Consider the following 21,277-nt stretch of genomic DNA (forward strand, 5'->3'; position numbering starts at 1 on the left):
GAAGAAACCGAAGAGATAAAAATCTCTTCGGTTTTTTATTGACTATCACTGGCTCGGATATGGTATAATTTCATCTGGTATTCATACATAAAAGGCGGCGAATAACATGGAAGAAATGTACAATCAGGTGCAGGAATATTTAAATATGGATGATGAAATCCCGTTTAAAGAATTCCGGACCTATTACCAAAACGTAATTTCTCATTTTGATGAAAACGCAGAGCAGTTTTCCGAAGATGAACTATGGAAAGGGCTTTTTGTAGCAGAAAGCATTATGTCCAATGCAGAAAACCGGGCCAAAGAGGAAAAAAACAGCTCCCAGGCGAAGAAATACCGTAAAATGGCTGATCGTACCACTATGTACGCCCAGCATTTCACAAAACGAATCAATCAGCTTGGGTACGGAGAAGAAGCAATTCGTGAACGGTTCGAAGCGATGCTCGAAGAAGGTTCCAAAAAAGAAGACAGCTAATTATTGAAAAGGCGTTGACATCAGCTGTTTATTTTATTAAAATAATAAACGCTGCTTCTTATTGCGCCTATGGTGAAAGGGATATCACGCGAGATTCCGGTTCTCGTATTCCAGGTTCGAATCCTGGTAGGCGCGCCATACATATGAATGATCGAGTTCCTTTATATAAAGGAACTCGTTTTTTATTTCTGCACGGAAAAGAATAGAAATGTACTGAACGCAGGAAAGTATTTACGTTATAATAAAAACGAGCGGTATAAATGAAGCTTGAAAGGAACTGCATATGGCCAGATTCACGATAGGATACAGAACCGTTAAGACAGCTCTCGGTGCAGCAGTGTCCATTTTTCTGGCACAGCTGCTGCAGCTGGATTTTTTCGTTTCTGCCGGAATTATTACTATTTTATGTATATCGATAACGAAACGGGATTCCCTGAAAATATCCGGTGAGCGGATAGTAGCGTGCCTGATCGGGCTGCTTTATGCTACATTAATTTTGAATTTTTAGGCTATCACGCTGTGTCCATTGCCATTCTGTTTTTATTATTTATTCCTTCGGCAGTCAGCGTAGGGGCCAAAAAAGGAATAGTAACATCAGCAGTACTGATTCTCCATGTCTATACAGTAGGAGAGCCAGTGCGGCGTTGTGGATAAATGAACTGGCGCTTCTTGGAATAGGGATAGGCGTGGCTCTGATTATGAACTTATATATGCCAAACGCAGAACGCGATCTTCTTTGGGACCAGGTTAAAGTAGAGGATTGTTTCCGCACGATCTGGAAAGAATATGCGAAGTATTTAAAAGAAGGCGATTCCTCCTGGGATGGAAAAGAAATTACTACCGCCTCGACATTATTAAGCGATGGAAAAAGCAAAGCCCTCCGCAATATTGATAATCACTATCTTAGATACGATGATTACTTTATCATTATTTTGCAATGAGGGAAAAGCAGTTCGATGTGCTTGAAAGCATTCTTCCTTTCATCTCCACATTTGGGGATACGGTCATTCAGGGAGAAAAAATGGCTGAATTTATGGAGGAATTAAGCGAAGCGGTCAGTCCGGGAAACACGGCTGGGTATTTTCTGATACGTCTCGATGAATTAAGAGAGGAAATTAAAGAAATGCCGCTGCCGCAGACAAGAGAAGAATTTGAAGTGCGCTCCGGCCTTTTTTATATTCTTCATGAATTAGAAGAGTATTTGACGATTAAAAAAATGTTTAAACCAGATCCGAAGCGGACGCATAACGTATCAGGAAAACGTCTGACGAGAGATTTTAATAAAAAAGGTCCAAAAAAATAAAAACCCGGAAACCCGGGTTTTTATCTTGTGTATACTATTTAGAAAAATGCTGCAGCGCCTGTAAACAGGCTGCCTACGACTAATGTTATAATCATGATGTAAATGATTATTTTCTGGAAATTTTTTGGCACGTTTCATCCTCCTGACTCCTATATGTTTTCCCGATTCCAGGCGTCACTCATATGTGCCATCATACCACAGGAAAGAGGACAAATTCCAGCCCTCTTCAATATGGAAAGGAGACTGATTATGCTGAAGCAGCGGCCTCATAAATTAGATCATATTGGTATTGCTGTCCGGTCTATTGAACAGAACCTGCCGTTTTATACAGACGTTCTGGGACTGGAGCTGCTTGGAATGGAAACGGTAGAAGCGCAGTACGTAAAAGTAGCTTTCCTGGCCATTGGTGAATCAAAAATTGAGCTTTTGGAACCAATTGGAAGGGAAGGAGCTATCTTTACGTTTCTTGAAAAAAAAGGAGAGGGCATTCACCATGTAGCCCTCGGCGTAACAAGTGTGGAAGAACGACTCAAAGAAATAAGAAACGAGGGTATCCGTACTCTGCAGGAACATGCATCTCCCGGAGCAGGAGGGGCGCTTGTAGCTTTTCTGCATCCGGGAGACAGCGGACGGGTACTGGTGGAACTATGCGACAAATCAAACAAAGAGGACTGATAACAGCTATGGTAAATGAACAGCGGATTGTAGACGAATTTATAGAATTGGTAAAAGTAGACTCTGAAACGAAAAATGAAAAAGAAATTTCCCTCGTGCTGAAAGAAAAATTCACAGCGCTTGGCTGCGACGTTCAGGAAGATAATGCTGCGTCCACGACAGAACATGAGGCCGGCAATCTGGTAATCACGCTGCAGGGTTCAAAAAAAGACGGCCCCGTTTTATACTTCACCTCCCATATGGATACGGTTGTACCAGGCAAAGGCATTACACCATTTATCGAAGAAGGCTACATTAAAACCGATGGAACGACTATTCTTGGAGCAGACGATAAAGCAGGGATTGCAGCTATACTGGAAACGATCCGGCAGTTAAAAGAGCAGAATATGGCCCACGCAGATATTCAGTTTATTATTACAGTGGGAGAAGAGTCCGGGCTCGTAGGAGCGAAGGCGCTGGATACGAGTCTGGTAAAAGCTGATTACGGCTATGCGCTCGACAGCGACGGCGACGTAGGAAATATTATCGTTGCCGCACCGACACAGGCAAAGATAAAAGCTGTCATTAAAGGAAAAACTGCGCATGCAGGAGTAGCCCCTGAGAAAGGTATTTCCGCTATTACCGTTGCATCCAAAGCGGTGTCCAAAATGCCTCTCGGACGGATTGACGAAGAAACGACCGCAAACATCGGCCGGTTTGAAGGCGGCTCCCAGACCAACATCGTATGCGATGAAGTTTATATTTTAGCGGAAGCTCGTTCACTTGTAAGGGAAAAGCTTGATAAGCAGGCGGCGGAAATGAAAAAGGCCTTTGAGGAAGCAGCGGAAGAAATGGGTGCTGAGGCAGAAGTCGAAATTGATATTATGTACCCAGGCTACAAGCTTTCCGAAGCAGACACCGTTGTCCAAACGGCCCAGCACGGCATCAAGAAGGCCGGCAGAACCCCTGAGCTCTTAACGAGCGGTGGAGGAAGCGATGGCAATATTATAAGCGGCTACGGCATTCCTACGGTTAATTTGGCAGTCGGCTACGAAGAAATTCATACAACTAATGAAAAAATGCCGATAAGCGAACTAGTAAAGATTACGGAAGTAGTGCTCTCCATTATTTCACACAGCGTTTCAGAATAATGGAATCTATCAATCATCCGATGTTAATTTTATAGAAATTCAGCCGATATCATAAGTACAACGAGCAAGGGAATGATAGATATGGATATAACCGGACTGCAAAAGCCCGGGAAATGGGGAGCGGAAGGGATCAGGCCCGCCGCTGATCCATCGGCAAAGCCTGCCAAAGCCTTTTCTGACATGCTGCAGAGCTCTGCTAGAAGCCATCACACAGAAAAGCTGGAAAATGTTAAACAGGCTCTTCAAAAGCAGGGGGAATATCTGGCTGAGCACCGCACGCTCGGGGCCCTGCAGAAGTATAAGGACCTGGTCAGGCAGTTCTTAAAAGAAACAGTTGAAACCGGTTTTGAATTCACGGAAGAACATGAATTCTCCAACAGGCGCTCTTTAAAACTCTGGAAGCCGGCGGGGGAACTCGAAGAAAGTCTGCTTGATCTGTCAAAAACAGTGTTTGACAAAGAAAAAACCCGGATTGATGTAATGGAGCAGGCTGGAATCGTTAAGGGTCTGCTTGTTCATCTTTATGCCTGAGCCGGAGCGCCCTTCAAAAAATAACAGATACGTATATATCTTTACATTCTCCAGGCCGGCTGCTTATTGAAGCAGCCGGCCATTTTTATATTAGAAGGAAATCGTGTTAAAATACTGACAAGGAGGGGTTTTCATGAAGACCCATGTGCTTTTTGTCTGTCTTGGCAATATCTGCCGGTCTCCAATCGCTGAAGCGGTATTCCGAAGCTATGCAGCTGCAGAAAACCTGGAGAACGCTGTGAAAATCGAGTCCTGCGGGCTGGGAGACTGGCATATCGGGCGCCCGCCCCATGAAAAACACTGGAAGTATTAAACGAACACCAGATAAATACTGCGGAGCTCAAGGCTTCCTTGTTTGATAAACGAAGGTATCGAAAGATACGTATATTATCGTGATGGATGATGAGAATGAACAAACGGTACGTTCTCTCATTTCTCCGGATTCTGTAAAAGCAGTACATAAGCTGCTCGACTTCCATCCGGAGATACAAACAGGCACAGATGTACCTGATCCTTATTTCTCGGGTGATTTCTCAGGGGTCTATGATATGATAGAACAAAGCTGTAAGCCATTGCTAAACTGGGTGAGAAAGAGAGAGGGTCTATGAAATCAAAAATAGAACAGGCTGTCCAGACAATAGATAGCGGTCTTTCCATCACAGGTATAGAACCTGTAAGCGGAGGAAGTATCAGTACTGCTTATCGGGCACGGACATCTGAAGGAGATTTTTTTGTAAAGTGGCATGAAGAAGCACCTCAGGATTTTTTCAGACAGGAGGCAGCCGGACTGGATTTTATAAGAGGAACGGCGGGCTTATATGTTCCAAAAGTATACACATGGAGCAAGAAGTATATTGTGATGGAATTTGTCTCAGGTGAAAAAAGCAGGCCGGCAGAAGAACGTCTTGGCAGCGGTATTGCAGAACTTCATTCACAGGCCGGCAGTTTTTACGGTCTCGAAGAAGACAATTTCATCGGGAACTGCCTCAGGTGAACGCTGGGAAGAGGACTGGCTCCTTTTTTTCAGGGAAAAACGTTTGAAACCGCAGCTTGATCTGGCTAGATCGATGGGACGATTGACGCTTCAAAGAGAGCGGAATGCATACGATATTATGAGCAGGCTTTCAGAATGGGTTCCTTCCAAAGGTGCTCCTGTTAAAGTACACGGTGATTTATGGGGCGGCAATTGGATCGGTGGTCCAGGCGGTATGCCGTGCGTGATGGATCCAGCCGTTTTCTATGGTGACAGGGAATTCGATATAGCCTTTACATATCTATTTGGAGGATTCTCAGAGGCATTTTATTCTTCCTATGAATCGGTCTATCCTTTGTCCAAAGAGTTTGAAGATCGCAGACCGTTGTATCAGCTGTATTACCTGCTTGTTCATTTAAACATTTTTGGTGAAAACCTACGGTGCTTCTGTCGACCAGGTGCTGCAGCGCGTATGCCAGAGTGAATAAATAGTCGGGCATAACCTGTCGTGAAAGCAGCTGCTTTTGCATTTAGATAAAAAACGCTGCAGGAAGTAATGATGCAGATGCCGACAGCCCCGGAACACGGGGCTGCTTTTTTATAATCCGGTGCCTTCTAAAAACGCCTGTGTCAGGTTTATTCCCTTTAAGGGGAGGGAAGATTCAGTACTAGAGGCATTTGTATTCAAATGAATGGTCCGGGCCTACAACAGTAAAGAGGTGAAGTCATGTTCAATGAATGGAAAAGACTATGGCAGGCAAAGAAGTGGATGCAGAAAAATGAGACTTTTCTGGAAACGTGGCATGCCCACATCGGACACGCTCTGCATCTATTTGATTACTTTAAAAAGGCATCGAAGCCGGAAGATGTAGCGGAGGCACATCAGCTGGACAAAATACTGCTGTCCAGATGGATTGAAGTTGGTCTTTCCCTGGGACATCTGGAGAAAAAGCGAGGCGGCAAAGTTCAGACAGAAACATCTATTTACAAATACTTATCAAATGAAAGCCCGGATTCCGTCGGGGTTATTTTAAAAGAAATGATGGAGCTGCATGTCCCAACGCTTCTTGCTTATAAAGACTTGATGCGCGGCTATGATAAGGTAACCTATCTTGAAAAAGATTACGGCAAAACGGTTGCAGAAACCTCAGCTTTATTAGAAACGCTGGCATTTCCTAAAGTAATGAGAATAATAAAAAAGAGAAAAGTGAAGTCGATTATTGATATCGGCTGCGGGTATGCCGGTTATTTATACAGGATACACAACAGAAACCGGACATACAGCTGACAGGTGTCGAAATGCACGGGGAGCTCTATGAAACCGCCAGGCAGAGGTGTAAAGACACCCCAATTACGCTTCACCATGAAGATTTTGGCCAGTATGTTCATATGAAGGCACGACAGGACATGGTTATGATGAACAACCTGCTTTATTATTTTTCTCCGGGGAAACGGCAGGATGTTTTTGATCATGCTGCAAGAATATTAGCAAAAAAAGGCACGCTTCTTATCATGTCGCCGCTCCATGATTCTAAACACGGAAAGGCATTTTCAACCGCTTTTAACAGCTTCATGTCGGCCCATGAAACCTGCATCCACTTCCAAGTGAAAAGGAAATACGTGATATTGGCAGAATAAGCGGCCTGAAGCTTGTATCAGTAGAGCCTGTTTTGAAAGAGGGCGGCTGGTACCTGCTTGAGCTTCAAAAAAAATAATAACGCCTGATGTTCCTGTTTCCTTCAGCAGGGACATTCTTTTTATACATATATGATACAGGCGCGGCATCCGGCAATCGTTTCTGCTTGTATAAAAAAGGGGAACTAAGGTATATTTAGTTGTACAAATGTTGGACAAGACATAAGCCTCAATCATCATACTATTCATCAAAATTCATAAATCAATCAGGGTAGTCAAGCAGAGAGGGGCAACGCATTATGGCGGCCAAACACATTATTGTTATAGGAGGAGGCCCCGGAGGTCTTGCAGCAGGAATGCTTCTTCAATCCAAAGGATTTCAGGTAACTGTTCTCGAAAAACAGCCTTATGTAGGAGGCAGGACATCCAGAATTGAACGGGACGGATATGTCTTTGACCGTGGACCGACTTTTCTTAATATGCCGCACATTCTCGAAGAAGCTTTTCAGGAGAGCCGGAAAAACCTTCACGATTATGTCACATTAAAGAAAATCGAGCCGATGTATGAGCTGGTCTTTAATAACATGTCGTTTTTTCCCACTACCGATAAGCAGGAAATGTATAATCGCATCAAACAGCAGTTTCCAGGTGATGAAGAAGGATATTATGCCTTTATGGAAGGAACGAAAAAAAGATTCGATAAGCTTATGCCGATTCTGCAGAATACGCACGGCCAGTGGAGGGATTATCTCCGTCTCCGGACATTGAAGGCTGTTCCGCAGCTCGCTTTAGGTAAATCCCTGTATGACGTGCTCTCCGATTATTTCACGGATGAAAGGCTTAAGCTTACGTTTACATTTCAGTCCAAATACTTAGGTATGTCTCCGTGGAACTGTCCGGGTGCTTTTAGTATTTTGTCGTATATGGAATACGAATACGGCGTGTTTCATCCGCTGGGAGGAATGAACCAGCTCTCTGAAGCGATGGGACGGGCCATCCGCGAGGACGGTGGTACCATACACACCGGGACCGGAGTGAAGCGTGTAATAGTGGAGAACGGCAGAGCATCGGGAGTTGAGCTGGATTCCGGAGAAAAGATGCAGGCAGATGAGGTAATTATTAATGCTGACTTCGCTCATGCGGCTTCTACTCTTTTTGAGCAGAAGGACTTAAAAAAATGGAACCAGAAAAAGCTGGACAGTATGGAATATTCCTGTTCGACATTTATGCTTTATCTTGGCCTTGATACGACGTATGACGCTCCGCATCATACCATTGTATTTGCCGATGACTATAAGCAGAATGTAGAAGAAATTACAGGCACCAAGCTGCTTTCCAAAGATCCCTCGATTTATGTTCAGAACGGATCGGTAACGGATGAATCTCTTGCTCCGGAAGGACACTCGGCCCTGTATATTCTTGTACCAGTACCGAACAACTTGAGCGGAATCAATTGGGAAGAGGAAAAAGAACGCTTCCGTGATCTTGCGCTGGATATTCTGGAAAAAAGGACAGCATTCAAAGGAATTAGAGAGCATATTGTTACAGAAATGATCACGACCCCAAAAGACTGGGAGGAAAGTTATTTCGTTTACAATGGTGCCACGTTTAACCTGGCTCATTCGCTTGATCAGATGATGTATTTCCGTCCCCACAATAAATTCGAAGATATAGAGAACTGCTGGCTGGTCGGGGGAGGCACCCATCCAGGCAGCGGCCTGCCGACCATTATTCAGTCCGCCCGTATTACAGCCGGAGAGATTAAACGCGGGGAAAGACAGGGGAGAAAAGCAGAATGAAAACGATCATCGCCGGAGGAGGCATCGGAGGGCTGGTAACAGCTTTATATCTGTCCCATAATCAGGAAGACGTGTTATTATTAGAGAAAAAGCCATCGCTTGGCGGCAGGATAAAATTTGTCGAAGAAGCTGGGTTTAAAATTGACGAAGGCCCGACGATAGTTCTGCTGCCGGAAGTCATTTTGTCCATCCTGGAAGAAGCAGGGGTGGATAGAGACAAAATTCCGATGAAACGTCTTGATCCTTTGTATACGATGCATTTTCGAAACGGTCCCTCCTTTACTAAATGGAGCGATACACAAAAACAGCTGGAAGAAATCACCCGCTGTTTTCCAGGAGAAGAAGAACATTACCTGCAGTTTATGCATGATATGAAAGGCCGCTTTGAATCAGGAAAAGCTGCTTTTCTGGAAAACAGCTTTTATAGGAAACGGACGTTTTTTACAAAGGAAAACATGAGCTCATTAGTGAAAATGAAGGCTTACCAAAATGTTAAAAAACAATCAGAGCAGTATTTCAGCCACCCTATGCTGCAGCAGGCCTTTCAATTTCAAACGCTGTACATCGGAGGACACCCTTCCCATTCTCCCGCTCTTTATTCACTTGTCACCTTCAGCGAGCATTTTCACGGGGTGTGGTATATCGAAGGAGGCTACGCCAGCTTAATTACCGTACTGGAGAAAGAGCTTAGGGAACGAGGCGTGGAGATCAGGCTGAATGAAGAAGTGCTGCAGGTGGACTATACAGAAGACCGCCAGTTTGAGTCGGTGCTTACGCCATCCGGCCGTATGAAAGCGGACCAGCTGGTATTAAACGGTGACTTTCCTAAGGCCAAGCAGCTGATCAGCAAACAAAAAGAAACCTCATATGAAGCGTCATCAGGCTGCCTGCTTATTTATCTGGGAGTCGAAATATATAAAGAAGAAGGTATTCATCAATTCTTTATGGGAGGAAATCTGGATGAACATATGGAAGATGTATTCAGACGAAAACAGCTCCATGACGATCCTTCTATTTATGTGTTTAACCCTACCATTATGGATGATTCCCTGGCCCCGTCCGGACAGAGCGTTCTGTACATGCTGATCCCCGTTCCTTCGGGAACAGACAGCACTTTTTGGGAAAATAAAGAGGAATACGCAGATAAAATGATAGAATTAGTGGAAGCCCGCGGCTACGAAGGGCTGAGCAGCCATATTATCTGGAAAAAAGTCCGTACGCCTGATCAGGCAGAAGCGGATGGTTTGTATAAAGGCGGGAGTTTCGGCATTCAGCCTACCCTGGGGCAGTCGGCCGTATTCCGCCCCCAGCTGAAGCCCTTTAAGGCGGACAACATTTATGCAGTAGGTGCGTCCGTACATCCGGGCGGAGGGGTGCCTATTGTAATGCAGGGAGCCCGGCTGCTGGCCCAGCATTTAAGACATTCATAAAATTAATTATTGGAAAAGCTAAAGGAGGAACAGTGATGATACCTCTGGAGAAAGCATACTCTGACTGCCACCAGATTATCTTAAAAAACAGCAAAACGTTTGCAAAAGCATTTGATTTACTGCCTGAGAAAAAACGGCGGGCAGTGTGGGCGGTCTATGCTTTCTGCCGTACGGCGGATGACATAGTAGACGAAGGAACAAATAAAGAAAAAGAATGGAAGAATTTCCGGGATGAGCTTATCCAATTTTTTGAAGGGAACTGGGACCGTAGTTCCTCATTATGGACAGCGCTGAACGACGTTTTTACCCAGTTTCCGATGGAAAGGTACCCATTTTTGGACATGCTGGAAGGCCAGCACTGGGACCTGGTGAAAACGAGGTATAAAACGCTAGAAGAAGTAGAAACATACGGTTATTATGTAGCTGGAACGGTAGGATTGATGCTTCTTCCTATTCTATCGCCGCAGGGATTTGATCATTTAAAGCAGGGAGCCGTATCACTCGGCACGGCTATGCAGTTAACGAATATTCTTCGGGATATCGGAGAGGATCTTTATTTAAACCGCATATATTTTCCTGAAGATATTATGAAAAAGCATCATTATTCACCGGAGCAGCTGAAAAACAAAGAAAAAACATCTTCTTTTATTCAGGCATGGGAAGAAGTGGCTGTCCGGGCAGAAGATTTGTATAAAGAAGGACTTATCTCTATAGAGGAGTATCCGGAAGATGCCCGCTTTCCTGTCAAAGCTTCAGCATACATGTACTGGGCTATTCTTCATGCGGCACGAAAAAACGAATACAATGTATTTCAACAGCGGATGGTCGTTTCAAATGACGATAAGAAAAATATACTAAAAACGATCTCCGGCTGACTGCCCTGGAGATCGTTTTTATGTTTAAGAATAATCAAGCAGAATGCCGTCTTTTTTTAAAATGGTTCTGGCTGTTTCTCTGCCGCTCAGTACGACCATCGGCGAGCCGCCTCCGGGATGGGTGGAGCCGCCTGTAAAGGATAGATTGGAAATGTCAGCGGGTTCGTTATAAGGCCTTAAAAAAGCATCGCGTCTTTTGTTGGAGGCTGCACCGTAGATAGATCCCCGAAAAGCGTAATACTCATCGGCCATGTCAGCCGGAGTGACTATTTTTTCATGCACGAGATGCGGGCGGATAAAAAGACCCTTTTCTTCCAGGAGGTCATAAATAGTGTCTCTATACGCGGCCTGTTCTGAAATGGTCAGCTCCCCTCCTGGAAGTGATGGAGCATTGACCAGAATAAATAAATTGTCTCCTTCAGGAGAAACAGCAGGATCTGTGTAGGAAGAATTGCTGATATAAATTGTCGGTTCCTCCGCATAGCGGTTAAGCGTAAAAAGTTCTTGAAACTCTTTTTTGTAATCGGAGCTGAAAAATACCTGGTGGTGCTTCAGCAGAGGCAGCCTTGTATCAAGACCAGCCATAATAACAAAAGCGGAGATGGAGGCTTCTGTACGTTCAGCTTTCCGGTTCGTAAAGCGTGGACGTAAGCTTTCATCTACTAAAGATGGGAACTGTGTAAGCAGATCACCGTTCAATACAATATGGTCAGCCGCTGCGATTCCGTCATTTGTACGAATGCCTGTGGCCCGCTGCTGTTCCACTAGAATTTCTGTCACCTCTGTATTTTTATAAAAGCGCACGCCGAGGTCTTTGGCAGCTTTTTCGAGTCCGGATGCAATAGCAGTATTTCCGCCTGTCGTATAGTACACTCCATCCGCCCATTCCAGATAGCTGATTAAGGAAAATGTAGCGGGAGCCTGATAGGGCGAAGATCCGATGTAGGTAGCATAGCGGTCAAACAGCTGCTGCAGACGAGGATCGTCAAATGCCGCAGCATGAAAATGATGCATCGTCTGCAGAGGCTTTACTTTCAAAAGGGCACGAAACAAGCCGGGCGACAAATAATCAGCGGGGGACCGGAATGTTCTCGGGAAAAAAGTAGAAGACGCTGTATGATATAAGGCGGATGTCCGCTGCATGTACTTTTTGAACTGTTCAGCATCTTTTTGACCCGCAAAACGACTAATCGCCTGAGCGGATTCCTCTACGCTGTCTTCCGAATCAAGCAGGCTTCCATTTGAAAAATGATGACGTGTATGTTTGGATAACCGTTTAAACTGAAAATAGTCGGTTGGGGTCAGGCCGGCGAGTTCCAGCACATGATTAAACACCCAGGGCATCGTAATAGTGTTCGGTCCGAAATCGAATGTGTGGGTTCCAAGCTTATAGGAGCGCAGTTTGCCGCCGGCCGTGCTGTTTTTTTCATAAACCGCGATACGTCGTGTCCATGCGCTGCAAGCAGAACCGCACAGGAGAGTCCGCCCAGCCCGGCACCGATAATAATAGATTTTGTCATTGGTAGGTTCTTCCTTTCCACGTATAGCCTTTTTGTCTTACGGTAAGATAAATAGAATAGAAGAGAACAGCGATTAGAGAAATGGCAGAAAAAGGCATAAACAGACAGAGCCATTTTTTCTGGCGGAACCTAATATCTACATACCATTTTATAAAAATGATGAATAGAAAAGGCAGGCAGAATATCCAGCTGGAAGTAACAGCTCCGTAAATGAAAAGGGGGAGCGGAAGAAAAAAAATATCGTATAAAAAATAGTAAGCAAAGCTGCTAGAAAATAGGACCTGCCGATCCCGGGGAATATATTTTTGCCAAATCCCTCCCATACGTCCCGACTCGTTTCGTACATATAGCACGTAACGTATTCGGTAATATTCAGGAGAAAGCTCCGATGTCCATGTGATTTAAACTGCCGGGCCAGTGCAACATCGTCTACAATTGCCCCTTTCACCGAGGCATGGCCGCCTGTTTGTTGATAAGCCGCACGTTCGGCAAATATAAACGCGCCGTGGGCTGCGTGAAAATAGGACGTGTTGTATAATTAGCCGGCAGAAGCGGGAGGTGCAGGGCGATTACAAAATGCTGCATCGGCACAAGCAGGGAGGCAAGAATGCCGGACACCGGAAATTTCGGAAAGCCGGTCAACATTTTGGCCCGGCGCGCTCGTGCTGTTTCCTGAAAAACAGCAATGGCTTCAGGCGCCAGTCGCACGTCCGCATCAATAAAACATAAATAATCCGTTTCTGCTTTTTCGGCAAGCTGGTGGCAGGCAAAGTTTTTACCGGTCCACCCGGGCGGCAGGGATCTGCCGTTTAACACTTCAGCTTCTTTCCAATCAGCAGTATGAGTGCGGAGCAGCGACAACGTAGCGTCTTCTGAGCTGTCATCCAAAAAAAGAAAACGGACGCGGGCAGATTCCAGCTTCTTTAAGTTTTGGATAAGCGCTTCCGCATTTTTTTCCTCATTTCTTAAAGGTACAAGCACAGTAACGGTTTCCCTGGCTGCAGTTCCCGGTCTGAAGGAAGGCCGTGGCATAAATAATAAATTTAAAATAAGCCACAGCGAAAATAAAACGAGCAGGGCAGTGTACATCATAATCATAAATGTCATCTCCTCACTGACGGGAGCGGCCGAATGTTTTCTGAAAGGATTCGCTTACTGTCGATTTTCCTTTTAACAAAGAAACAAAAGATTCCAGCTGCTTTTCTTCCACTACATCTTCTGCCAGCCGATCCAGCTGACTGGTTAGCCGGTGTTCCAGATGTGCCGTAATATCCGGATAGGACGAGCCGCTGGTTCCGCTGTCCAGGTAGAACGGCTTTCCGGTCTCAATGAACAAATACGGTGTTTGTTTATGAAAGTAGCTGTAATAAAGCGAAACAGGTATAATAGGAATTTGCTCGTTTCCGGAAATAATTCTGGAGATGCCGGAAGAAAAGGCAAGCGGCCTTTTTTCAAGATGTTCTTCTTTACCCTGGGGAAAAATCCAGACGGCGTTATTGCCCTGCAGTTTGTCTTTGGCATATTGAAGAGAGCGGAGCATATGTCTTCCGCTCGACCGGTCTATGGAAAAAGCACCGAGCCGCCGGAAAAACGGGAACTGCCTGAGTCCCTCCTCATCGATCATAGCGAAAGCATTTTTTTTGAAGTGAGCCCGGTTTATGTAATGCAGCACGAGCCCGTCCCACCAGTTGCTGTGAAAAATAAAACGGGACCGGATGGTACTGCCTCGGCTTCTCTGTATAATAGTTGGTAAAAATGTTTTTTTAACAGCCGTCTGTTATAGTAATAAAATAAAAAATCCAGAACGCTGCTTTTGGAAGCTTCCTGCATAGTGTTAGCGCTCCTTTTCTTCAGCTGGCCTATGCCCATTAAAAATAGAGGACGCTGATAAAATGATAGAAAAAAAATGGATTTTGCTTATCTGTCTAAGCGGCATAGCTGCTTTTATTATTTTAGCACAGGATGTGGCTGGAGGAACATCGACAGCCTGGGAACAATCAATAATAGATGCAGTAAGGATCTGGACGAATCCCTTTATGATAGAAGTGTTTAAATTCATAACGTCGCTTGCCAGCGTTATTTTTACAACAGCGCTGACTACATTTTTAACCATCCTGTTCTGGGTCCGTAAAAAATGGAAAAAAGGCTGGATTGTCGCGATTGCAGTCGGCGGAAGCGGCGCCATTAATTTTGCCCTGAAAAGTTATTTTTACAGAGACAGGCCGTCTGTTAATCAGCTCATTGAGGCAGACGGATTCAGCTTTCCGAGCGGACATGCGATGAATGCTCTTGTAATGTATGGAATGATCGCTTTAATCCTGGTACTCGCTGTTGAAAATGCAGGTGTTAAAGCGGCCGTTATCGCAGCTTCAGCTTTACTTATTGTGCTGATCGGGCTGAGCCGCATTTATTTAGGGGTGCATTACCCGGGTGATGTGATGGGCGGCTTTATTGTCGCTTCTATGTGGCTGCTGATTACAGGCTCATGGTATATGAAAACACACCTGAGAGAACCCCTGCCCGAATCCAGATTAAGAACAAATAATTAAGGGTATAGCGAAGTAAGAGTATTCAGACTATGAAGATGAGGTGGAAATATGTTCAAAAAACTATTTGGAAGTAAAAGTGAACCGAAAGAAGTTAAGATTAAGGCCCCTGCTACAGGACGGTTTGTAGATTTAAAAGATGTCCCTGATCCAACGTTTTCAGAAAAAATGATGGGTGAAGGATTTGCCGTAGAACCATCCGAGGGAAGAATAGTATCCCCTGTCAAAGGAAAGATCGTGCAGGTATTTCCTACAAAACACGCAGTAGGGATTAAGTCCGATGAAGGCCTTGATGTCCTGATTCATATTGGACTGGAGACGGTGGCCCTGAATGGGGAGGGGTTCACAACGCATGTTTCAGAAGGCGATAAAGTAAATCCGGGAGATCTTCTCGTAGAATTTACGCTTGCTGACATTAAAGAAAAAGCCAAAAGCCTGATCACGCCTGTTGTATTTACTGAAGGGGACCAGATACAGGATATTAAATCACATGAACAGACGGACGTAACAGCCGGTGAGACCGATATGGCCACCGTTACGGTAAAAGGATAACAAAACAAATAAACAATATAGATCAAAAAGAGGCAGAGCCATAATATTGGACTGCCTCTTTTTTAGATGTGCAGATTTATTCTTTTTTCATATGTAGTTTTAGTTAACGGGCAGGAGTATAAAAACAAAGCTTTAGTTTTTAGTCTGGTTAAAATAAAAAATGATAAATACAAATACCGTCAAACTATGTATGATAGAGAAAGAACAAGCAGGCAGGTGAGGGAATGAATATAAAAGAATATCACCCTTATAATTATTGGATTGGCGGCAGCTGCGGTTTTGTATATTATTATCAGCGGCAGCGCAAACAGGTAGGATCGGAGCCGGGGGACCGGGCACCGGATTTTTCTCTTCCTTCCTATGGAAGTGACGAAGAGACGGCGCTTAGCGATTACGGGGACAGCCTGGTAGTGCTGAATATGTGGGCCTCCTGGTGTGAACCATGCGTGAGGGAACTTCCCGCCCTTCTGGAAATTCATGAAAATTATAATGGAGAAGGGGTCGAGGTTATTACTATGAACATGAATTCCTATGAGCGTACGCAGGAGGAAGCTGAAGCGTTCGCAGCGGAATTCAATCTTACCCGTACTCCTTCGGCTATTGATATGGAAGGGGATGTGGCAGATGCCTATCAGCTCCAATATCTTCCTACTACAGTCATTATCGATAGAGACGGTATTATTATTGAAAAAATAGCTGGAGAAATTACATACGAGCGTATGGAACAAATTATTGAGGAAAACATTTAAGGAGGCACCACATGGATTTTACAGAAAAGACTATTTCAGGAGAAAGAATATACAGCGGCAAGGTTATTAACGTAGATGTAGAAGAAGTAGGCCTTCCCAACGGAAAAACAAGCAAAAGAGAACTTGTGCGTCATCCCGGAGCGGTGGCCGTAATTGCTGTTACAAAGGAAAATAATATTGTTATGGTGCGCCAGTACCGTAAAGCACTTGAAAAAGAAATTCTGGAGATCCCGGCAGGTAAAATGGAAGCAGGGGAAGAACCACACGTTACGGCGGGACGTGAGCTCGAAGAGGAAACCGGGTATAAGCCGCTGGCCCTGAAAAAAATTGCCTCTTTTTATACTGCACCCGGCTTCTGCGATGAACTGGTTCATCTTTACGAAGCAGACATTGATAAACCGGGACGTCCATTTACCGATGAAGATGAATTTGTTCAGGTCGAAGAAATTTCCTTACAAGAAGCGGAAGAGGCTGTGCAGCAGAATCTAATACATGATGCGAAAACAATGTATGCTGTGCAGTATTTGAGATTGAGAATCAATGAACAATAACAGCTTTTTCAGTTAATAATTATTATAAAGTGGTATTAATTATCATTATTAATTGACACTCCTCTTTAGCATTATTATAATGTGAATATAGATTGATTGAGAAGGAGGAGGATAAAATGGAACAGCGTATTGACCGGATCAAAAATCAGCTCCATTCCAAAAGCTATAAATTAACTCCTCAACGGGAAGCGACGGTTCGTGTGCTGCTTGAAAATGAGGAAGACCACCTCAGTGCAGAAGATGTATACTTACTCGTAAAAAAAAAGCTCCGGAAATCGGTCTTGCTACCGTGTACCGCACGCTTGAGCTGTTAAACGAACTAGAAATTGTAGATAAAATAAATTTTGGGGACGGCGTTTCCCGATATGACCTTCGAAAAGAGGGAGCCGCACATTTTCATCATCATCTCGTGTGTATTGAATGCGGAACGGTGGATGAAATTCAGGATGATCTGCTTGGAGAAGTAGAAAAAGTGGTGGAAAAAGATTGGAACTTCAAAATTAAAGACCACCGCCTGACCTTTCACGGCGTGTGCCACCGCTGCCAGAACGCTGGAGAGGAATCAGAGGCAGAGAAGAAACCTAAAAAGAAAAATCAAGTAAAAGTACGTTAAACCTTTTCAGAAATGAGAAGGTTTTTTATTTTGCAGTATTGTTAGAAAAATAGAACTTTTTAGAAGTTGAAATTCATGGAGGGATAAGGATGATGACGCTTTATTGCTTATGTTATGATATGCCTGTACGATTCGTAAATGGAAGGAAGGCGGACCTGAGGTGAAGATGGATATCATGGATTTTCTGCATTACTGCCAGGTGGAAAAGGGACTGTCACAAAATACGGTTCAATCCTATCAAAGGGATTTAAAGCATTACATAGTAAGCCTGGAAAAAGCGGGTGTCTCTAAAACCGCCGATGTGGAAAGGCGGCATATACTGGACTATCTTCATGCAAAAAAAGAAGAAGGGCGCACCACCGCAACATTATCAAGATATTTATCAACGATCCGCGCCTATCATCAATTTGCTCTAAGAGATGGAAAAACAACAAAAGACCCTTCAGAGCTTATTGAAACGCCGAAAAAAAGCAGAAAGCTTCCTTCTGTCCTTACCTCTCAGGAAGTAGACCGCCTTCTGGAAGCTTCGAAGGGGACGACGGCTTTTTCACGAAGAAATCACGCGATGCTGGAGCTGATGTATGCAACCGGTCTCCGCGTAACGGAGCTGTGTGAACTCAAAAGCGGAGATATTCATCTGGAAATGGGCTTCGTGCAGTGCCTGGGGAAAGGGAACAAGGAGCGGATTGTACCACTTGGAAAAGTGGCGGCGGAAGCCGTAGAAACTTACGCAGGAAACGGCCGTTTCGAACTAATGAAGCAAAAGCGGCACGACACTCTTTTTGTGAATCATCACGGAAATCCACTTTCGAGGCAGGGGTTCTGGAAAATATTAAAAGGCGCGGCGGAAAAAGCCGGAATTGAAAAGCCGCTTACTCCCCATACGCTCAGGCATTCCTTTGCTACTCATCTCCTTGAAAACGGGGCTGATTTAAGAGCGGTTCAGGAAATGCTTGGGCACACGGATATTTCCACTACACAAATATATACCCACGTATCAACCCATAAACTCAAGGATGTATATTTACATTATCATCCAAGGGCATAAAAAGGAGACTTAACATGAGTAATTACCCGTTTAAGCGAATGTTTGTTGTTGTAATGGACTCAGTAGGAATAGGTGAAGCACCTGACGCTGAACAGTTTGGCGATAAGGGGGCCGACACGCTTGGCCATATTGCTGAAAAGATGGAAGGGCTTAAGGTGCCAAATCTGGAAAAACTGGGATTGGGAATGATCAAAAAAGCACCCGGTATTTCAGCAGTGTCTTCTCCTGAAGCTTCTTATGGCATCATGGAGGAAGCATCGCAGAGTAAAGATACCATGACAGGTCACTGGGAAATGATGGGGCTGTATATCGGTGAACCGTTTCAGACATTTCCGGAAGGATTTCCGCCGGATTTAATAGGAAAGCTTGAAGAAGCGACGGGGAGAAAAGTGATCGGCAATAAAGTTGCTTCCGGCACGGAAATTATCGAAGAGCTCGGAGAAGCCCATGTAAAAAGCGGAGACTTAATTGTTTACACTTCTGCAGATTCCGTGCTGCAGATTGCAGCCCATGAAGATATCGTTCCCCTTGAAGAACTTTATGATATTTGCGAAAAAGCACGGAAAATGACGTATGATCCGCCTTATATGCTGGGCAGAATTATCGCAAGACCATTTGTGGGAGACGCCGGGTCATTTGAACGTACTTCCAACCGTCATGATTATGCATTAAAGCCATTCGGACAGACCGTGCTGAACTATTTAGAGGACAGCAGCCTGGACAGCCTTGCTGTTGGAAAGATCAGCGATATTTTCGACAATGAGGGAATTACTGATTCACTTCGTACAACATCAAATATGGACGGAATGGATAAACTGATGCAGACGATCCGCCGGGACTTTACCGGGCTCAGCTTTTTAAATCTTGTCGATTTTGATGCGAAATTCGGCCACCGCCGGGACCCGATCGGATATGGAAAAGCAATAGAAGAGTTCGATCAGAGACTGCCGGAAGTGATGGAGAGTTTAAACGAGGATGATATTCTTATTATTACCGCAGATCACGGCAATGATCCGGTTCATCCGGGAACCGATCATACCAGGGAAGTAGTGCCGCTGCTTGCCTACTCCCCGTCCGTTACTCCCGGGCGTGATCTTGGCACAAGAAAGACATTCGCTGATGTAGGCGCAACGATTGCAGAAAACTTCAATGTACCGATGCCGGAATATGGCAGCAGCTTTTTATCAATTCTAAACAAGAATGGAGACAAATAATGAACATTATCGAGAACGTCCAAAAAGCATCCAGCACGATTCAGTCATATACCAGCATTCAGCCAAAGATCGGTCTGATTTTAGGATCAGGACTTGGTATTCTTGCTGATGAAATAGAAGAAGCAGTAGTGATTCCATATGAAAAAATTCCGGGCTTCCCGGTTTCCACCGTGGAAGGACATGCCGGTGAGCTTGTTGTTGGTAAACTCGAAGGAGTCGCGGTTGCGGCAATGAAAGGCCGTTTTCATTATTATGAGGGTTATTCCATGCAGGAGGTTACCTTTCCGGTGCGCGTCATGCATATGCTCGGTATTGAAGCGCTTTTTGTTACAAATGCTGCCGGCGGTATTAACGAATCGTTTAAAGCAGGCAACTTAATGAGAATTAAAGACCACATTAATCAAATGGGGGCAAATCCTTTAATCGGCAAAAACGAAGAATCTTTCGGCACCCGCTTTCCTGATATGTCCAATGCTTATTCTGAAAGACTTGCCCATATTGCCAATAAAGCTGCCAAAGAGCTTGAAATTGACTTAAAAGAAGGTGTTTATGCAGCGAATACGGGTCCATGTTATGAAACGCCGGCTGAAATTAACATGCTGCGTGTACTCGGGGCCGATGCTGTAGGGATGTCGACGGTTCCCGAAGTAATCGCAGCAGCCCACTCCTCTATCCAGGTTCTGGGAATTTCCTGCATTTCCAACATGGCTGCCGGCATCCTTGACCAGCCGCTCAGCCACGATGAAGTAATGGAGACTACCACGGCTGTCCGAGCAGAATTTTTATCACTAATGAAAAATATCGTTAAACGGACGGGGGAAGAGTTGTAAATGAGCATCTCAACCACTGAAATAAACGAAGCAGCTGATTTTATTCAGTCCAAAATAAACAAAGCACCTGCTGTCGCCATGATTTTGGGATCCGGTCTAGGAGATCTTGCAGAAGAAATAGAAGAGCCGGTATACATTCCATATAATGAGATTCCACATTTTCCTGTATCTACAGTGGAAGGACATGCAGGACGCCTTGTCATTGGCAGGCTTCAGGGAAAAGAAGTTATGCCATGCAGGGACGCTTTCATTACTATGAAGGCTATTCGATGCAGGAAGTCACCTTCCCGGTCCGGGTGATGAAAAGTCTTGGAGCAGAGAACCTGATTGTAACCAATGCTTGCGGGGGGATGAATAAAAACTATCAGCCCGGCGATTTAATGGTGATAGAAGACCATTTAAATATGACAAACGATAATCCGCTTATTGGAGAGAATTTGGAGGCATTCGGCCCCCCGGTTTCCTGACATGAGTACAGCATATAATAAAGAATTTCAGAAACTTGCCCATCGCTGCGCCGAAAAAGAAGGCTTAACGCTGCAGCAGGGAGTGTATGCCGGCATTACCGGACCTTATTTTATGTCTGCAGCAGAATTAATTATGCTCCGTCGTCTCGGAGGGGATGTCGTAGGTATGTCCACGGTTCCGGAAGTTATCGTCGCGCAGCACAGCGGAATGAATATTCTGGGCATTTCCTGCGTCACAGATATGGCAGTCGCGAAGATCTGCAGGGTGTGACTCATCAGGAAGTAATGGAAACAGCTGCCAGAACAAAGCCTAAATTTATTTCACTGGTAAAAGAAATCATAAAAAGCATGCCGGCATCATAAC

Annotated in this window: 25 protein-coding genes, 1 tRNA gene and 4 pseudogenes; 23 read left to right on the forward strand and 7 right to left on the reverse strand. The window is 44.6% G+C overall.

Going from position 1 to position 21,277, the window contains the following annotated elements; translation table 11 throughout:
- Window positions 1-106: 106 nt before the first annotated feature.
- From MMY81_RS04070 to MMY81_RS04080, 3 genes and pseudogenes are all read left to right on the forward strand, one after another.
- Window positions 107-472 carry a hypothetical protein gene (locus tag MMY81_RS04070; protein ID WP_252311742.1) on the forward strand — a complete coding sequence of 122 codons (366 nt, stop codon included), beginning with the start codon at window positions 107-109 and terminating at the stop codon, window positions 470-472.
- 63 nt (window positions 473-535) lie between these two features.
- Window positions 536-610 (forward strand) — tRNA-Arg (locus MMY81_RS04075).
- Between the two features lie 145 nt (window positions 611-755).
- A pseudogene (locus tag MMY81_RS04080) lies at window positions 756-1,775 on the forward strand (aromatic acid exporter family protein).
- Window positions 1,776-1,813: 38 nt separating this feature from the next.
- On the opposite strand, the gene prli42 reads toward MMY81_RS04080, so the two are convergent.
- Complete coding sequence (prli42, locus tag MMY81_RS33050) at window positions 1,814-1,906, reverse strand: stressosome-associated protein Prli42 (RefSeq protein ID WP_170146907.1); 93 nt, start codon at window positions 1,904-1,906, stop codon at window positions 1,814-1,816.
- A gap of 118 nt (window positions 1,907-2,024) precedes the next feature.
- Between prli42 and mce the strand changes: the two genes are divergently transcribed.
- From mce to MMY81_RS34945, 8 genes and pseudogenes are all read left to right on the forward strand, one after another.
- A complete protein-coding gene (gene mce / locus MMY81_RS04090) occupies window positions 2,025-2,450 on the forward strand; it encodes a methylmalonyl-CoA epimerase (RefSeq protein WP_252311743.1) in 426 nt (141 codons plus the stop codon).
- Window positions 2,451-2,458: 8 nt separating this feature from the next.
- Complete coding sequence (locus tag MMY81_RS04095) at window positions 2,459-3,580, forward strand: M20/M25/M40 family metallo-hydrolase (protein WP_252311989.1); 1,122 nt, start codon at window positions 2,459-2,461, stop codon at window positions 3,578-3,580.
- A gap of 72 nt (window positions 3,581-3,652) precedes the next feature.
- Entirely contained in the window at window positions 3,653-4,111 is a 459-nt protein-coding gene (locus MMY81_RS04100; RefSeq protein WP_252311744.1) for a YaaR family protein, read from the forward strand.
- A 133-nt stretch (window positions 4,112-4,244) separates the two neighbouring features.
- Window positions 4,245-4,424, forward strand: a complete 180-nt coding sequence (locus tag MMY81_RS04105) for an arsenate reductase/protein-tyrosine-phosphatase family protein (protein WP_252311745.1) — start codon at window positions 4,245-4,247, stop codon at window positions 4,422-4,424.
- Window positions 4,425-4,506: 82 nt separating this feature from the next.
- Window positions 4,507-4,719: a low molecular weight phosphatase family protein gene (locus MMY81_RS34940; protein WP_374561306.1), complete on the forward strand. Its 213-nt coding sequence runs from the start codon at window positions 4,507-4,509 to the stop codon at window positions 4,717-4,719.
- Window positions 4,716-5,568: pseudogene (locus MMY81_RS04110) on the forward strand (fructosamine kinase family protein). Before MMY81_RS34940 ends, MMY81_RS04110 begins: the two are co-directional and overlap by 4 nt.
- A 243-nt stretch (window positions 5,569-5,811) precedes the next feature.
- A complete protein-coding gene (locus tag MMY81_RS04115; RefSeq protein ID WP_252311746.1) occupies window positions 5,812-6,372 on the forward strand; it encodes a hypothetical protein in 561 nt (186 codons plus the stop codon).
- 11 nt (window positions 6,373-6,383) lie between these two features.
- Window positions 6,384-6,722 (forward strand): class I SAM-dependent methyltransferase, encoded by a 339-nt coding sequence (locus MMY81_RS34945; RefSeq protein ID WP_374561310.1) that lies wholly within the window; start codon window positions 6,384-6,386, stop codon window positions 6,720-6,722.
- On the opposite strand, the gene MMY81_RS04120 is transcribed toward MMY81_RS34945, so the two are convergent.
- On the reverse strand, window positions 6,636-6,959 hold the full coding sequence (locus MMY81_RS04120) for a hypothetical protein (RefSeq protein WP_252311747.1): 324 nt from the start codon (window positions 6,957-6,959) through the stop codon (window positions 6,636-6,638). The two genes, MMY81_RS34945 and MMY81_RS04120, sit on opposite strands and share 87 nt — an antisense overlap.
- 59 nt (window positions 6,960-7,018) lie before the next feature.
- Between MMY81_RS04120 and MMY81_RS04125 the strand changes: the two genes are divergently transcribed.
- From MMY81_RS04125 to MMY81_RS04135, 3 genes are read left to right on the forward strand one after another with little or no spacing between them, the layout of a single operon-like run.
- Window positions 7,019-8,518, forward strand: coding sequence for a phytoene desaturase family protein (locus MMY81_RS04125; RefSeq protein WP_252311748.1), 1,500 nt, complete (start codon window positions 7,019-7,021; stop codon window positions 8,516-8,518).
- Complete coding sequence (locus MMY81_RS04130) at window positions 8,515-9,948, forward strand: phytoene desaturase family protein (RefSeq protein WP_252311749.1); 1,434 nt, start codon at window positions 8,515-8,517, stop codon at window positions 9,946-9,948. The genes MMY81_RS04125 and MMY81_RS04130 overlap by 4 nt, the downstream gene beginning before the upstream one ends.
- Window positions 9,949-9,983: 35 nt before the next feature.
- Window positions 9,984-10,823, forward strand: a complete 840-nt coding sequence (locus MMY81_RS04135) for a phytoene/squalene synthase family protein (protein ID WP_252311750.1) — start codon at window positions 9,984-9,986, stop codon at window positions 10,821-10,823.
- 24 nt (window positions 10,824-10,847) lie between these two features.
- On the opposite strand, the gene MMY81_RS04140 is transcribed toward MMY81_RS04135, so the two are convergent.
- The 5 genes from MMY81_RS04140 to MMY81_RS04150 all read right to left on the reverse strand — a co-directional run bounded on the left by MMY81_RS04140 (window position 10,848) and on the right by MMY81_RS04150 (window position 14,087).
- Window positions 10,848-12,224: a phytoene desaturase family protein gene (locus MMY81_RS04140; protein WP_308215227.1), complete on the reverse strand. Its 1,377-nt coding sequence runs from the start codon at window positions 12,222-12,224 to the stop codon at window positions 10,848-10,850.
- On the reverse strand, window positions 12,125-12,343 hold the full coding sequence (locus MMY81_RS33790) for an NAD(P)-binding protein (protein WP_308215215.1): 219 nt from the start codon (window positions 12,341-12,343) through the stop codon (window positions 12,125-12,127). Before MMY81_RS33790 ends, MMY81_RS04140 begins: the two co-directional genes overlap by 100 nt.
- A 148-nt stretch (window positions 12,344-12,491) precedes the next feature.
- Window positions 12,492-12,839, reverse strand: a complete 348-nt coding sequence (locus MMY81_RS34950) for a hypothetical protein (RefSeq protein WP_374561431.1) — start codon at window positions 12,837-12,839, stop codon at window positions 12,492-12,494.
- On the reverse strand, window positions 12,788-13,441 hold the full coding sequence (locus MMY81_RS04145; RefSeq protein ID WP_252311751.1) for a glycosyltransferase family 2 protein: 654 nt from the start codon (window positions 13,439-13,441) through the stop codon (window positions 12,788-12,790). The genes MMY81_RS34950 and MMY81_RS04145 overlap by 52 nt, the downstream gene beginning before the upstream one ends.
- A gap of 13 nt (window positions 13,442-13,454) precedes the next feature.
- On the reverse strand, window positions 13,455-14,087 hold the full coding sequence (locus tag MMY81_RS04150) for a lysophospholipid acyltransferase family protein (RefSeq protein WP_308215228.1): 633 nt from the start codon (window positions 14,085-14,087) through the stop codon (window positions 13,455-13,457).
- Window positions 14,088-14,235: 148 nt separating this feature from the next.
- Here MMY81_RS04150 and MMY81_RS04155 point away from each other — a divergent pair, with 148 nt between their 5' ends.
- The 9 genes and pseudogenes from MMY81_RS04155 to MMY81_RS04195 all read left to right on the forward strand — a co-directional run bounded on the left by MMY81_RS04155 (window position 14,236) and on the right by MMY81_RS04195 (window position 21,276).
- The gene (locus tag MMY81_RS04155) at window positions 14,236-14,892 is read left to right on the forward strand and encodes a phosphatase PAP2 family protein (RefSeq protein ID WP_252311753.1); all 657 of its coding nucleotides are present in this window, start codon (window positions 14,236-14,238) and stop codon (window positions 14,890-14,892) included.
- A 48-nt stretch (window positions 14,893-14,940) separates the two neighbouring features.
- A complete protein-coding gene (locus MMY81_RS04160; protein ID WP_252311754.1) occupies window positions 14,941-15,441 on the forward strand; it encodes a PTS sugar transporter subunit IIA in 501 nt (166 codons plus the stop codon).
- Window positions 15,442-15,665: 224 nt separating this feature from the next.
- A complete protein-coding gene (locus MMY81_RS04165) occupies window positions 15,666-16,190 on the forward strand; it encodes a TlpA family protein disulfide reductase (protein WP_252311755.1) in 525 nt (174 codons plus the stop codon).
- Between the two features lie 11 nt (window positions 16,191-16,201).
- Window positions 16,202-16,741 (forward strand): NUDIX hydrolase, encoded by a 540-nt coding sequence (locus MMY81_RS04170; RefSeq protein ID WP_120193311.1) that lies wholly within the window; start codon window positions 16,202-16,204, stop codon window positions 16,739-16,741.
- A 116-nt stretch (window positions 16,742-16,857) separates the two neighbouring features.
- Window positions 16,858-17,354 (forward strand): annotated as a pseudogene (fur, locus tag MMY81_RS04175) (ferric iron uptake transcriptional regulator).
- Between the two features lie 160 nt (window positions 17,355-17,514).
- Complete coding sequence (gene xerD / locus MMY81_RS04180) at window positions 17,515-18,402, forward strand: site-specific tyrosine recombinase XerD (RefSeq protein WP_252311756.1); 888 nt, start codon at window positions 17,515-17,517, stop codon at window positions 18,400-18,402.
- A gap of 14 nt (window positions 18,403-18,416) precedes the next feature.
- Window positions 18,417-19,616, forward strand: a complete 1,200-nt coding sequence (gene deoB / locus MMY81_RS04185) for a phosphopentomutase (RefSeq protein WP_252311757.1) — start codon at window positions 18,417-18,419, stop codon at window positions 19,614-19,616.
- Window positions 19,616-20,446: a purine-nucleoside phosphorylase gene (locus MMY81_RS04190; RefSeq protein ID WP_252311758.1), complete on the forward strand. Its 831-nt coding sequence runs from the start codon at window positions 19,616-19,618 to the stop codon at window positions 20,444-20,446. The genes deoB and MMY81_RS04190 overlap by 1 nt, the downstream gene beginning before the upstream one ends.
- A pseudogene (locus MMY81_RS04195) lies at window positions 20,447-21,276 on the forward strand (purine-nucleoside phosphorylase).
- The last annotated feature ends 1 nt before the right edge of the window (window position 21,277 follow it).

The sequence above is a fragment of the Sinobaca sp. H24 genome, assembly GCF_023845525.1.